Origin of the sequence: Halomonas sp. OfavH-34-E (genome assembly GCF_024124525.1) — a bacterium.
GTDB classification, from domain to species: domain Bacteria; phylum Pseudomonadota; class Gammaproteobacteria; order Pseudomonadales; family Halomonadaceae; genus Halomonas; species Halomonas litopenaei.
In genome coordinates this window covers 28156-40140 of the sequence record NZ_JAMXRY010000047.1, presented here as the reverse complement: position 1 = coordinate 40140, position 11985 = coordinate 28156, and the positions used below count along the sequence as shown (strand labels likewise).

Below are 11985 nucleotides of genomic sequence, written 5' to 3'. Positions count from 1 at the left end.
GTTGACCGAGCATGCCGTCGAGCTGTTGAGCTGTTATCACGACTGGCAGCGCGAGCGTGGTTATACCGGCGTGTTCCTGTTCCCTGACCACAACGGCAAGCCGGTGTCGGCGGTGGTGTCGTCGGGGTGGGTGAAGGAGATCAGCGCCGGGCACTGGTCGTCACACGATCTTCGCAAGGTGGCGCGTACTGCATGGGCTGACCTGGGAGTCGATTACATGGTGGGCGAGCTGTTGTTGAATCATGCCTTGTCAAAGTTGGACCGGACCTACATTCACACCTATGTCGAGCGTCAGGCCGAGGCGGCATTGAACGACTATCACGAATGGCTGTTGGCCTATGGTCTTAATGATGCTTTGGCCGAGACGATGCCTAGACCGACCCGCAACCGTAAGCGGGCACGGTCATGGTAACGGCGCGGGCTGGCATGGAATCGCCGAATCTATCCCATAGGAGTATTTTTCAGGCGCTCAAGGGGGCTGCTGGACGGTGCCGAAGGGGTCTTTTTGCGCCTTGTGGTTACACGAAATGCGGCCTTTTACACGATATGTGTTGCAAGGTTTGGCAGTTCTGGCTATCGTTAGCGCCAAGGTGGTTTGCTGCGCCAGTAGGCCGCTAAGCCCCTTACCCTTCAGTTCCCTGCGACGTTTTCATCACCCGGCTTCGGCCGGGTTTTTTTGTGCCTGCCATTCCGAGATGCCCATGAAATTCGATACCGGACGATTGATCGCCTACGGCGGCGGGTCTGGCGTGTCCGCGACCAGTCTCGCCGCGAAAGCCCAGACCGCCGGGGTGTCGATCACCCCGACGCCCGGTGACGTCGTGTCGGTACTGAATATGCCACTACTCCAGCTTGGAGGCGTGCAGCTTGTTGTCTCGGACGTCGTCACCTCGCTGGGCATCATTGCCGTCTTTCTGAGGCTTGGCTTTGACGTGTGGAAGTACCTGGATGAGCGCCGTCGGCGAGGGGGAAGTGATGGCTTTGAGTAAACGGCTTGCAGCGGCGGCAGGCGGTGGCGCCCTGGCGATGTCGCTGGTCATCGTTCCCTATTTCGAGGGCACCGAGCTGAGCAGTTACCGCGACGCGGTGGGAGTGTGGACGGTGTGCGATGGCCATACGGCCACGGCGGGCCCGGGGCAGACGAAGACCCCGGATGAATGCCGGGCTTTGCTGCGTACTGATTTGGGTGTCGCCCTCGATGCCGTCGACCGTCGCGTTACGGTGCCCATCGCCGAGACAACCCGGGCGGCCCTGGTGTCGTTTGTGTTCAACGTCGGGGCCGGCGCCTTCGGTCGTTCGACGCTGCTTCGCAAGCTCAATGCCGGCGATGTCGTCGGCGCCTGTAACGAGTTGCCGCGCTGGGTCTATGCCGGAGGCAAGCGCCTTCGCGGGCTGGTGCGGCGCCGCGCCGCCGAGCGCGAGCTTTGTCTGGAGGGCGTGAACGATGCACCCCGAAACATCGCGCGAAGTTCAGCACGATAGCCACATGAAGGTGATTCGCAGCGGCATGGCGGCGAGCCAGCAACAGCGCATCGTGCGCCACCTGCTGCGACACCCCGGCATGACGCGCAACGAACTGGCCATGGCCATAGGCATTTCGACGGCCTCGATGTCGGCGCGGGTCAGGCCGCTGGTCGACGCGGGGTATCTTCGGCAGGGGCCGGCCCGCGAAAGCGCCGTCAGCCAGCGGCTGAACACGACGTTGACCGTGACCGACAAGGGACGCGACTGGTGCGGGGGCAAGGTATGAACCTGAAGTTGATAGGGGTCGGGGCGTTGGCAGTGGCCGGCGCCCTGGCTTTTTGGCGTTGGGAGGTGGTGGCCACCGAGCGCGACGCCATCGAGCAGAACGCCGAAGCGCTACAGGCGCGACTCGACGAGCAGGCCGCCGAGCTGTCGCAACTGACGGCCGCCCTGGACGGGCAGCGGGACCGGGCCGCCCGGCTGGTTGAAGTCGAGCGGGGGATTCAGACGCTACGCCAGACCCTGGACGCCCAGGGCGCCGCGCAGCGCGCGAGCTTCGAGGAACTGAAACGCAATGACCAAGCCGTTCGCGATTATTTGCATAGGGGGGTGCCTCGCACTCTCGGGGTGCGCTACCAGCGACCCGACACCACCAACCCCGCCGATTATCGTCGAGCCCCCGGCCTGCCCGCTGACCCCGTGCCAATTGCCGGGCCGCCCGGCGCTGGTGACGAATGACGATTGGCGGGCCGCCGTCGACGAGCTAGAGGGGGCCTTGCTGTCCTGCGCGGTGCAGGTTCAGGGGTGCATTCAGCGTCAGTCTGGTCACGAATTGCCGTGACGACTTCATCGCCGGGCCGTTGGGCTCGGCGTTTTCGCGTGTTTTTCTTTCTATAAGGCATTGAAAGGCAATGGTTATTAGATCATTTGGCTACGTGTTGTTGCGCTCGGCCCCGACCCCCACGGGTCCCTCTGGCGCGAAATTTTGACTACACGGTCGGCAGGCCCGCGCGGTTTGCGTGTTTTTCGGTTTTCGGAAAATCGGTCCTTTCTTCCATGAATATCGCCAGTTTTTCACGCGGGGGAATTTGCCCTAGCCCTTGCGGCGTCTGAAAAGTGCCCCCGACGGAAAAGCTGGAATGGCTGGAAATTCCCGGTCAATCCAACCCTGAACGGTGACGCGCTCCTATGAAGCTGAACAAACGCGAGTACGCGGAAGCCCGGGGCGTGTCCGAACGAACGGTAACCAACTGGATCAAGCAAGGGTTGCCCTACGAGGGCAGCGGCAAGAAAGGCGACCCGCTGCGCATCACCCTGGGCCACGCCATCCAGTGGGAGATAGAACGCGAGGTCGCCAAGCAGATCGGCAGCGGCCGAGGTGGCGAGGACGAAACCACCTACGCCGACGAGGAACTGTTGAAGATTCGCGCGGAGCGTCAGCTACGCGAACACGATGCTGCGATTCGTGCCCTTGAGCGCGGCGAGAAGGAAAAGCGCCTGATCGACCTGGAGCAGACCGAGCGGGTACTGGTCGAGGCCATGACGCAACTGGCGATGATTCTACGGCCGGTCGGCCGGAAGGTGATTCCGAAAGTCATCACCGCGCGCAACGAGGCCGAAGGGCTTCAGATATGGGACGGCGAAGTGACCCGCGCCCTGAACGTGTGCGCCGACATGCTAGAGAGCATCGACATTCATGCCATTACGGATTCGGAAGATTCTGACGTCGGCGAGCCGAGCGCTTAGGCCGCCACCCATGCGCAGCGCCTGGGAATGGGCCGACGCGAATCGTGTGTTGCCGCCCGGTAGCCCGGAGCCCGGCCAGTGGAACAGCGGCCGGGCTCCCTGGGTGAAGGGCATCACGCACGCCATTCGCGACCCCATGTATACCGCCGTGTCGGCGGTCATGGGCGCGCAGATGTCGAAGACCGACGGCGTGTTGTTGAACGGCATCGGCTGGCGGATGGACGACGACCCGGGCCCGGTGCTGTACATCGGCCCGACCCGCAAGAACGTCGAGTCGGTGTCGAAGGATCGTTTCACCAAGCTGCTGAAGTCGGTGCCTCGGCTGTGGGAGGCGCTGGCCAAGGGCAAGAAGGAAACGATCAACGAGAAGTTCATCAACGGGCAGCGCATCGGCTTCGGCTGGGCCGGCTCGGCGACCGAGCTGGCGTCGCACCCCTCGCGAGACGTCTTCCTCGACGAGCGCGACCGCATGGGCAACAACGTCGGCGGCGAGGGCGACCCGCGTGCGCTGGCCGAGGCGCGCGTGTCGAACTTCATCGACGGGTGCGTCACGTCGGTATCGACCCCGACGGTCGGCACCCTCGAAGCCGAGTACGACGACGAGGCCGAGCTGTACCGCTGGAAGCCCAGCGATTCGGTGCATTCGCCGATTTGGCGGTTGTGGCAGGAGGGCACGCGACACGAATGGGCGGTGCCTTGCCCGGACTGCCAGCGCTATTTCGTGCCGCGCTTCAACCTGCTGTGGTTCGACGAGAAAGGCACCCCGGCCGAGGCGCTGAAGCATGCCTATCTGACGTGTCCGCATACCGGCGCGGCGATTCTCGAAGACGCGAAGGAGTGGATGAACGACCGGGGCGTGTTCGTGGCGCCGGGCCAGCGAATCTACGGTTACACCGACGATGGTGCGCTGATCGAACAGGGTGGCGAACAGCATGTGGTGCCCTTCGGGCTGTATCTGTCCCCGGACGACGGCAACCCGGAAGCGACGTTTTGGGTGTCGGGCCTGTGCTCGCCCTGGCGGTCGTTCGGCCATCGGGCGAAGACCTACGTCGCGGCGGTGCGCTCGGGAGACCCCGGGCGTATTCAGGCGGCGGTGAACACCGGCTTCGGCGAACTCTATTCGGTGGTCGGCGAAGCGCCCAAGTGGGAGAAGGTCGCCGACCTTCGTCGGCCCTATGCCTTCGGTGAGCTGCCGCGCGGCGGCCAACTGATCATTGCCGGCGTCGACGTACAGGGCGACCGGCTGGTCTACGTGGTGCGCGCCTTCGGCTACAACGCATCGTCGTGGCTGGTCGATGCCGGGGAAATATGGGGCGACACCGAGCATGAACCCGTGTGGCAGTCCCTGGGCGAGTTGCTACAAGCCCGCTATGGGGGGATGCCGATTCACCGCATGCTCGTCGACTCGGGCTACAAGCCGGGCGGCAAGTCGGCCCCGGTGCACATGGTCTACCAGTTCTGTCGCCACCACTACGGTCGGGCCATCCCGACCAAGGGGCGGAAGCGTCAGGACAAGCCCTACAAGTTCACCGACATCGACCAGAAGGGACACGAACGGCAGCCGCTGAAACTGATGCTGGTGCATACCCATCACTTCAAGAGCTGGGTTCACGCGCGCATCGATTGGCCGGTCGATCAGCCTGGGGCGTGGTTCATATCCCAGGACGCGACCGACGACTATTGCCAGCAGGTGGTCGCCGAGGCGCGCATGGTCACGCAATCGGGGGACGTGTTTTGGCAGAAGCTGCGCACCGACAACCACTTCTTCGACGCCGAGGTGTTGGCGGCGGCCGGTGCGCATCTTGAGCAGGTCCACCGGCTACCACACAAGGGCGATGAAATGATCGACGAACCCAAGCCGGATGATGGCGACGACACTCCGCCGCGCGCCGACGATGGCGGCGAACCCGTCGCCCCCCGGAAACCGAAACCCAAGCCCGAGCCCGACCCGGCCCCGCCTCGCAATCGCAAGCGGCGCCGTCGGCGCGGGGTCGTCAGTGAGTGCGAGCTATGACGCGACAGGAACGGCAGCGCATCACGCGCGAGCTTGAGGCGCTGGAAGGCGCCATTCTCGATATTCTGGAAGGCGGGCAAAGCGTCACCATCACCACCGCAGGCGGCACGCGGCAGGTGACTATGGCCAACCTCAAGGAGCTGTATGCGCGGCAAGCCTATCTGGAACGCCGCTTACGCAGCGGCCCGCGCTTTCGGCAGGGGGTGCCGGTATGAAGATGAACGTCATCGACCGGGTCGTGGGTTATTTCAATCCGGTCGCCGCGCGGGAAAGGGTCCACGCCCGCATGCAGATCGAAGCATCGGGCGCCTTCACCGGCGCATCGCGGTCTCGCCCGGCCCTGAAGGGCTGGCGGACCAGCAAGGGAGACGCCGACGGCGACCTTAACCCCGAACTCGACACGCTGCGCTCGCGGTCGCGCGACCTGGAGCGCAACAACCCGATAGCGCACGGTGCGCTGAAGACCAAGACGACCTATGTCATCGGCACCGGGCTACGCCCCGAGCCGAGCATCGACGCCGACTTTTTGGGGTTGTCGTCGGAACAGGCCGAGGCGTTGCAGGCCAAGATACTGCGCGAGTTCGAGCTGGTGGCCGGGTCGCCGGAAGGGGACGCCTCGCGGCGAAAGACCTTCTACCAGAAGCAAGCCGAGCTGTATCACTCAAGCCGCACCAACGGCGACGCCTTCCTGTTGCTGCCGTTCTTCGAGCGTGGCGACTGGCCCTACTGGACCCGCTTTCGTTCGGTGGAGGCGGACCGGGTGTGCAACCCCAACAACAAGCCCGACGACGACGCCATGTCCGGGGGCTTCGAGCTGGACGAGAACGGCGCCACATCGGCGATCCACGTCTTGCAGGGCAACCCGACGCGGCGCTTCGTGCGCGGCAAGGCGCGCTGGCAGCGGGTGCCGCTGTATCAGGACAACGGCAGCCGCAACGTGCTGATTCTGTCGAATCACAACCTGAGAGCCGGGCAGACGCGGGGCATTCCCGACTTGTCGCCGGTGATCGAGGTCATCAAGCAGGCGGGGCGCTACGTCGATGCCGAGCTGATGGCGTCGGTCATTTCGTCGAAGTTCACCGTCTTCATCAAGTCGGAAAGCGGCGGCGCGCGGGACCCCTACGCCCCGGGTGCTGGCGCGGATAGCGACGACGACTACGACGACGCCGAGCCGCGCGACCTTCGCCTGGGTGACGGGCTGGTCACCGAGTTGGACGAGGGCGAGAGCATCGAGACGGCCAACCCGGGCCGCCCGAATGCGCAGTTCGACCCGTTCGTCACCGCGCTGTGGCGGCAGATCGGTGGGGCGCTCGGCATTCCGTTCGAGATCCTGTTGAAGCACTTCACGGCCAGCTATTCGGCGAGCCGGGCGGCGCTGCTGCAATTTGCGTCTTACATCTTGGTCGACCGGGCCGACGTGGTGGTGAACGTCTGTCAGCCCTACTACGAAGCCATCATCGCCGAGGCGGTGGCGCGCGGGCGGTTGCACATGCCGGGGTTCTTCAAGGACCCGATGATTCGTCGCGCCTACTGTCGCGCGCTGTGGCATGGCCCGGTGATGGGCGAAATCGACGAGCTGAAGGCGGCCAACGCCGCCGAGAAACGCTTGAAGGTGGGCATCACGACCCATGAGCGCGAAGCGCGTCGATTGGTCGGCGAGAGCTGGTCGCAGATGAACGAACAGCGTCGCATCGAGGAGCGCCGCAAGTGGCGGCCATCGACGGCCGACGATGCCGGGCCGGAAGCGGACCCGGAGGAAGACCCCGACGAGAACGACAAGCCCGGCCAAGCGTCGGGCTTTTCATTGCCTGGAGGCCCTGAGTCATGAGCTACGCCCTGCAATTCCTCGCGGGCCAGCAATGGGCGCTGTTGCCCAACGTGCTCGAAACCATGGCCGACATCGCCCAGCGCAACCCGCTGGGCGGTGGCGACCTGGAATCGGTGTTGAAACGCGAGGGCCTGCCGGTCAATGGCACCCGAACCGCCGTAAACCGTGACGGCGTCGCGGTTATTCCGGTGACCGGGGTCATTTCCCGCTACGCCTCGTTTTTCACCGACATCTGTGGTGGCACCACGGTGGCCCGGCTGGCCACCGATATTACCGCCGCCATCGACGACCCCGCAGTTCGCGCCGTGGTGCTGGACATCGATTCGCCGGGCGGGCAGGCGGCCGGCATCAACGAGCTGGCCGACCAGCTTTATGCCGCGCGAGGCACGAAGCCCCTCGTCGCCTATGGCGGCGGGGGTGTGGCCTCGGCGGCCTACTGGCTGGCCAGCGCCTGCGACGAGATCGTCATCGACGACACCGCGCAAGTCGGCTCCATCGGGGTCGTGGCCACCTATCGGTTGGTCAAGGACGACGAGCGCGTTCAGACCGTTGAGCTGGTGTCGAGCCGGTCGCCCAACAAGCGCCCCGACCTGAACAGCGCCGACGGCAAGGCGAAAGCCCTGGAGTCCATCGACGCCATGGCCGACGTCTTCGTCGAGCGTGTCGCGCGCAACCTGGGGCTAGAGCCCGACGAGGTCGTCGCGGCCGGCGATAGCGGCGGCGTGCTAATCGGCCGTCATGCCGTCGAGGCGGGACTGGCGCACCGACTGGGGAGTCTCGAAGGCGTCATCGCCGAGTTGTCCGGCAGTACCACCACGAAAGGCCGCGTCGCGGCCACCCACCGAGCGACGGCGGCAACGCCCGCCGCTAACCGCAAGCAAGAGGGCAATAACGCCATGGTTCTGACCATCGAGAAAGGGGCGACGGCGACCGCTGTCGCCGAGGCACTGCAAGCACAACATCCCGATGCCTTCGAGGCCATCGCCGCCCAGGGGCGGGAGGACGCCAGCGCGGGCCACGCCGAGGCCATCGAGGCCGCCCGCAAGGAAGGCGCCGCCAGTGAGAACGCCCGCGTGAAGGGTGTCTTTGCCCAGGCGATGCCGGGCCACGAAGCGCTGATTCAGACGCTGGCGCTGGATGGCGAAACCACCGGCGAGCAGGCCGCCGTCAAGGTGCTGGCAGCCGAGCGAGAGGCGTCGGCGGGCCACATCGACGCCGCCAAGAACACCCCGGCCAACGACGTCGAGGACATCGCCGCGTCGGCTGACACGAAGCCTCGCGTCGACTCGAAGGCCGTCGCCAACGAAGCCCATGGGCTGGTGCGTGAGGCCGCCGCCAACGGCGAGCGACTGTCGTTTGCCGCCGCCGTCCGTCAACTCACTGGAGCCGCTAAGTCATGAAACCGACCTTCATCAAGGGATACCGCGCCGATACGGCCATCGCCCCCTATCGCTTCGTCGCCTATGCCCCCGACGAGGGCGGGGCAATTCAGTCGACCGCCGCTGCCGACGCCATGTTGGGTGTTTCGGGCTCCCTGGGGGCTGATCCGGGGCAGCAAGTCGACGTGACTCGCCAGGGCATCGGTGAAGTCGAGTACGGCGCCGCCATCGCCTACGGCGACCCGCTGACCGCCAACGCCGACGGCAAGGCGGTCGTCGCCGCCGCTGGTGAGCCCTACGCCGCCCGGGCCGAGCATGACGGCACTGCCGGGGTCATCGGTCACGTCTGGCTCGAAGCCGGCGTCGTGCCGGCCGCTGGCGCCTGATCGGGCGTCCCTTTTTCTGAGTCACTGGAGTAGATAGCGCATGAAACGCCCTTTCCCGATTGATCCGGTACGCACGGCCATCGCCATCGCCTACCGCAATAACCGCCTGATCGCCGACTTCGTCTTGCCGCGCGTGCCGGTTGGTGCCGAGTCCTTCAAGTGGTGGAAGTACGACAAGGTCGAGCGTCTGGCGCTGGTCGAGGACAGCGTGTCCCGCAAGGGCCTGACCAACGAAGTCGAGTTCAACGCGAGCGAGCAGACCGACAGCACCGAAGACCACGGTCTTCAGGACGGTGTGCCGCAAAGCGACATCGACAACGCGCCGGAAGGTTACGACCCTCTCGATCACGCCACCGAGGGACTGACCGACCTGATCCTGTTGAACCGCGAGGTTCGCGCCGCGCAGACGCTGTTCAACCCGGCCAACCACGGCACGAAAAAGAGCCTGGCCAATGCCGAGAAGTTCGACAACAAGGATGCCGACTTGCTGTCGTTCCTGCTGGAACAACTCGACCTGCCGCTGATGCGCCCCACGGCGCTGACCATCGGCCGCGCCGAGTTCACCCAGCTACGCACCAATCGCAGCATGGTCGCGGCGATGCACGGTAACAGCGGTGACCGTGGTTCGCTGACGGTGCAGCAGGTGGCCGAGCTGCTGGAGCTGGAAAACGTGTTCGTCGGCGAGGCGCGCATGAACATCGCCAAGAAGGGCAAGGCCCCGGAGATCAAGCGCGCGTGGTCCGGCCATGCGGCCTTTACCTACCTCGACGGGCAGGCGGACACCAGCAACGGCCGCATGACCTGGGGCATCACCGCCCAGCACGGCGACCGCTTCGCCGGCCAGTGGTACGACAAGGACATCGGCCTTCGCGGCGGCGAGGTGGTGCGTGTCGGCGAGTCGGTCAAGGAACTGGTCGTCGCGCCGGATTGCGGCTTGCTGCTGCAAGACGTGCTCGGCTATAGCCCCGCCTGATCGTCATTTAAAGAAATGACGAAATAAAGATGCCCTGCCCATGAGGGCAGGGCATAACCGAAAGCCCGCCGTCTTGGCGGGCTTTCCGTTATGCGAGGACATCATGCCCCGACGTTTGAATCGCTTCACCGAGCGCGCCTTTTCGATGGTGGCCGATACCACCGGGCGGATGATTCCCCCCGAGGGGGAGCCTTACGACCTCGATGGCATCTTCGACAACGCGGTCATCGAGGCGGAGGCCGGCAAGCGTGGTACTGCGCAGAGCGGCGGCCTGACACTCAACCGGCGCCGGCCGATTTTTACCGTGCCGTCGAGTCGTTGCGTAGGCGTCAGCAACCTGTGGCGCGTCGAGATCGATGGCGCGAGCTACTACGTCGCCGACCACCACCCGGACGGCAAAGGCTTCATGACCCTGTGGCTGGCCAACAGCGACAGCGAACCGGCACCGGAGGGCGGCAGCGATGGCCCAGGCTGGCGTTAGCGTTCAACTCAACTTCGCGCGGGAGATCACCCGGGCGACGGCCGCGATACAGGCCACGCCCGACCAGCTACAGAAGGCCAGTGACCGGGCCATCAAGAAAACCATTCGCTGGCTGAAGACCCGCATCGCGCGAGAGATCAGCGCCGCGACCAAGGTGCCGCAAAAGGCCCTGAAACCGCGCCTGACGACCTCGGTGGTCGGCACCGGCAGAGACCGGGTGCACATTCTGTGGTTCGGCTCGTTGCCGCTGGCGGCCGAGAACGCCGGCAATCCGAGGCAAACGCGCAAGGGCACCAGTGTCGGCAAGCACCGCTACGAAGGTGCCTTCGTGGCCACCATCTACAACCCGGAGGCCAACGTGTGGATTCGCAGCCGGCGTAACGCCAGCGCCGGGCACTTCACGATGGGCAAGCCTCGCAAGCCGTCGAGTGGCGCCGGGGTGCCGCCTGAGCTGTCCGGGCGCTTTCCGGTACAGCGGGTCGGCATCCCCCTGGATACCCTCGCCGCCGAGGTCTTCAAGCGGTATCAGCGGCGCGCCGAAGCGCGTTTCGGTGAGCTGATCGAACAGGAACTTAACTACGCGGTGAATCATGAAAACCAACGTTGACGACGGCCTGACCGCTGGGCATGACGCCATGGAGGCGGCCTTTCGCGAGGCCATGCCGTGGCTGAAAACGGTCGATGCCTACAAGCCCCTTCAGGGTGGGCAGGCGGTGACCTCGCCGGCCGTGCTGATCGAGGCGATCGAGATGCAGCCCGGCAGAAAGGCCAGCAACGGCAAGACCCCGGTCGAAGTCGAGTTCGCCGCGCACTGCATTCTAAGTGTGACAACGTCACGGGTAGAGCTGGCGATACGGAACTTCGCGGCCCTGGTGATCCAGTTCGTCGACGGCAATCGCTGGGGGCTGGGTGACGAAGTGGCGCGCCCCACCGAACTGTCGGCCTATCCCGGAATGTTCAAACCCGACGAAAAGGGGTTCGAGAGCTGGGTGGTCAACTGGAAACAGGTCTTCCACCTGGGCGAGCCCGAGACGCTGCCCGACTACCTGCCGACCGACGTCTTCATCGGGGAGTATCCGAACGTCGGACCCGGCCACGAAGACGACTACGACAAGGGGTAAGGCATGGCCGAGGCGAGCTATGGCGACGTGCTGGCGCGGCTCGAAGAACTCGAACGACGCGTCGCACAGATGGTCGTGCGCGGCAAGGTGGTCGCGGTCGATCACGCTCGTCACGTTGCCCGAGTGGCCTACGGCGGCGGCATGACCACGGCGTGGCTTCAGTGGAAGCCCATACGCACCGGCCGCGCGACGGTGTGGTGGTCGCCGGAGGTCGGCGAAGGCGTGACGGTGATCAGCGAGGGCGACTTGTCCCTGGGCGAGATACTGCCGGGCAGCTACCACGCCGCCATGCCGGCCCCGTCGAGCGACCCCGACCTGTTCCTGATCGCCTGGGGGGACGGTTCGACGATGAGCCACCACCGGGGCAACAAGCACTTCGACCTGAAGGTGGCGGGCCCTGGCACCGCGACGGTCACCGCCGAGGGCGGGGTGTTGATCAATGGCGCGACCAAGATTGTCGGCGACCTCGATGTCGAGGGGAGTATCAAGGCCAGTGGCGACATTGCCGACAGCAAGCGCTCGATGAAGGCCGACCGAGACATCTACAACGGCCACGACCACGGCGGCCCGAAGCCGGGCCAGAAGCAATAGAG

17 protein-coding genes are annotated in these 11985 nt (G+C 65.2%); all 17 read left to right on the top strand.

Annotated elements, in window-relative coordinates; all coding sequences use genetic code 11:
* On the top strand, window positions 1-412 hold a 412-nt coding region (locus NH448_RS18155), incomplete at its 5' end, for a hypothetical protein (RefSeq protein WP_253029202.1).
* A gap of 289 nt (window positions 413-701) precedes the next feature.
* The gene (locus NH448_RS18150) at window positions 702-989 is read left to right on the top strand and encodes a hypothetical protein (RefSeq protein ID WP_253029201.1); all 288 of its coding nucleotides are present in this window, start codon (window positions 702-704) and stop codon (window positions 987-989) included.
* Entirely contained in the window at window positions 949-1482 is a 534-nt protein-coding gene (locus NH448_RS18145; protein ID WP_366078347.1) for a lysozyme, read from the top strand. Before NH448_RS18150 ends, NH448_RS18145 begins: the two co-directional genes overlap by 41 nt.
* Before the next feature lie 4 nt (window positions 1483-1486).
* A complete protein-coding gene (locus tag NH448_RS18140; protein ID WP_253029200.1) occupies window positions 1487-1750 on the top strand; it encodes a winged helix-turn-helix domain-containing protein in 264 nt (87 codons plus the stop codon).
* Window positions 1747-2202, top strand: coding sequence for a hypothetical protein (locus NH448_RS18135; protein WP_253029199.1), 456 nt, complete (start codon window positions 1747-1749; stop codon window positions 2200-2202). The genes NH448_RS18140 and NH448_RS18135 overlap by 4 nt, the downstream gene beginning before the upstream one ends.
* On the top strand, window positions 2129-2305 hold the full coding sequence (lysC, locus tag NH448_RS23710) for an Rz1-like lysis system protein LysC (protein ID WP_366078348.1): 177 nt from the start codon (window positions 2129-2131) through the stop codon (window positions 2303-2305). The genes NH448_RS18135 and lysC overlap by 74 nt, the downstream gene beginning before the upstream one ends.
* A 347-nt stretch (window positions 2306-2652) precedes the next feature.
* Window positions 2653-3210 carry a terminase small subunit gene (locus NH448_RS18130; RefSeq protein ID WP_253029198.1) on the top strand — a complete coding sequence of 186 codons (558 nt, stop codon included), beginning with the start codon at window positions 2653-2655 and terminating at the stop codon, window positions 3208-3210.
* Between the two features lie 10 nt (window positions 3211-3220).
* The gene (locus NH448_RS18125; protein WP_253029197.1) at window positions 3221-5224 is read left to right on the top strand and encodes a terminase gpA endonuclease subunit; all 2004 of its coding nucleotides are present in this window, start codon (window positions 3221-3223) and stop codon (window positions 5222-5224) included.
* Window positions 5221-5439, top strand: a complete 219-nt coding sequence (locus NH448_RS18120; RefSeq protein ID WP_253029196.1) for a hypothetical protein — start codon at window positions 5221-5223, stop codon at window positions 5437-5439. The genes NH448_RS18125 and NH448_RS18120 overlap by 4 nt, the downstream gene beginning before the upstream one ends.
* Complete coding sequence (locus NH448_RS18115) at window positions 5436-7052, top strand: phage portal protein (RefSeq protein WP_253029195.1); 1617 nt, start codon at window positions 5436-5438, stop codon at window positions 7050-7052. Before NH448_RS18120 ends, NH448_RS18115 begins: the two co-directional genes overlap by 4 nt.
* Window positions 7049-8452 carry a S49 family peptidase gene (locus NH448_RS18110; protein WP_253029194.1) on the top strand — a complete coding sequence of 468 codons (1404 nt, stop codon included), beginning with the start codon at window positions 7049-7051 and terminating at the stop codon, window positions 8450-8452. Before NH448_RS18115 ends, NH448_RS18110 begins: the two co-directional genes overlap by 4 nt.
* The gene (locus tag NH448_RS18105; RefSeq protein WP_253029193.1) at window positions 8449-8817 is read left to right on the top strand and encodes a hypothetical protein; all 369 of its coding nucleotides are present in this window, start codon (window positions 8449-8451) and stop codon (window positions 8815-8817) included. Before NH448_RS18110 ends, NH448_RS18105 begins: the two co-directional genes overlap by 4 nt.
* Window positions 8818-8857: 40 nt before the next feature.
* Window positions 8858-9790, top strand: a complete 933-nt coding sequence (locus NH448_RS18100; RefSeq protein ID WP_253029192.1) for a hypothetical protein — start codon at window positions 8858-8860, stop codon at window positions 9788-9790.
* Window positions 9791-9893: 103 nt separating this feature from the next.
* Window positions 9894-10271 (top strand): hypothetical protein, encoded by a 378-nt coding sequence (locus tag NH448_RS18095; protein WP_253029191.1) that lies wholly within the window; start codon window positions 9894-9896, stop codon window positions 10269-10271.
* Entirely contained in the window at window positions 10252-10878 is a 627-nt protein-coding gene (locus tag NH448_RS18090; RefSeq protein WP_253029190.1) for a phage tail protein, read from the top strand. Before NH448_RS18095 ends, NH448_RS18090 begins: the two co-directional genes overlap by 20 nt.
* A complete protein-coding gene (locus NH448_RS18085; RefSeq protein WP_253029189.1) occupies window positions 10862-11392 on the top strand; it encodes a hypothetical protein in 531 nt (176 codons plus the stop codon). Before NH448_RS18090 ends, NH448_RS18085 begins: the two co-directional genes overlap by 17 nt.
* Before the next feature lie 3 nt (window positions 11393-11395).
* On the top strand, window positions 11396-11983 hold the full coding sequence (locus tag NH448_RS18080) for a phage baseplate assembly protein V (protein ID WP_253029188.1): 588 nt from the start codon (window positions 11396-11398) through the stop codon (window positions 11981-11983).
* The last annotated feature ends 2 nt before the right edge of the window (window positions 11984-11985 follow it).

What these genes read in the sequence shown, in the direction of transcription:
- NH448_RS18120 (WP_253029196.1), top strand. Translation starts at nt 5,221, where the DNA reads ATGACGCGACAGGAACGGCAGCGCATCACGCGCGAGCTTGAGGCGCTG.
- NH448_RS18105 (WP_253029193.1), top strand. Translation starts at nt 8,449, where the DNA reads ATGAAACCGACCTTCATCAAGGGATACCGCGCCGATACGGCCATCGCC.
- NH448_RS18140 (WP_253029200.1), top strand. Translation starts at nt 1,487, where the DNA reads ATGAAGGTGATTCGCAGCGGCATGGCGGCGAGCCAGCAACAGCGCATC.
- NH448_RS18135 (WP_253029199.1), top strand. Translation starts at nt 1,747, where the DNA reads ATGAACCTGAAGTTGATAGGGGTCGGGGCGTTGGCAGTGGCCGGCGCC.
- NH448_RS18080 (WP_253029188.1), top strand. Translation starts at nt 11,396, where the DNA reads ATGGCCGAGGCGAGCTATGGCGACGTGCTGGCGCGGCTCGAAGAACTC.
- NH448_RS18095 (WP_253029191.1), top strand. Translation starts at nt 9,894, where the DNA reads ATGCCCCGACGTTTGAATCGCTTCACCGAGCGCGCCTTTTCGATGGTG.
- NH448_RS18100 (WP_253029192.1), top strand. Translation starts at nt 8,858, where the DNA reads ATGAAACGCCCTTTCCCGATTGATCCGGTACGCACGGCCATCGCCATC.
- NH448_RS18115 (WP_253029195.1), top strand. Translation starts at nt 5,436, where the DNA reads ATGAAGATGAACGTCATCGACCGGGTCGTGGGTTATTTCAATCCGGTC.
- NH448_RS18110 (WP_253029194.1), top strand. Translation starts at nt 7,049, where the DNA reads ATGAGCTACGCCCTGCAATTCCTCGCGGGCCAGCAATGGGCGCTGTTG.
- NH448_RS18090 (WP_253029190.1), top strand. Translation starts at nt 10,252, where the DNA reads ATGGCCCAGGCTGGCGTTAGCGTTCAACTCAACTTCGCGCGGGAGATC.
- NH448_RS18145 (WP_366078347.1), top strand. Translation starts at nt 949, where the DNA reads ATGAGCGCCGTCGGCGAGGGGGAAGTGATGGCTTTGAGTAAACGGCTT.
- NH448_RS18130 (WP_253029198.1), top strand. Translation starts at nt 2,653, where the DNA reads ATGAAGCTGAACAAACGCGAGTACGCGGAAGCCCGGGGCGTGTCCGAA.
- NH448_RS18150 (WP_253029201.1), top strand. Translation starts at nt 702, where the DNA reads ATGAAATTCGATACCGGACGATTGATCGCCTACGGCGGCGGGTCTGGC.
- NH448_RS18085 (WP_253029189.1), top strand. Translation starts at nt 10,862, where the DNA reads ATGAAAACCAACGTTGACGACGGCCTGACCGCTGGGCATGACGCCATG.
- NH448_RS18125 (WP_253029197.1), top strand. Translation starts at nt 3,221, where the DNA reads ATGCGCAGCGCCTGGGAATGGGCCGACGCGAATCGTGTGTTGCCGCCC.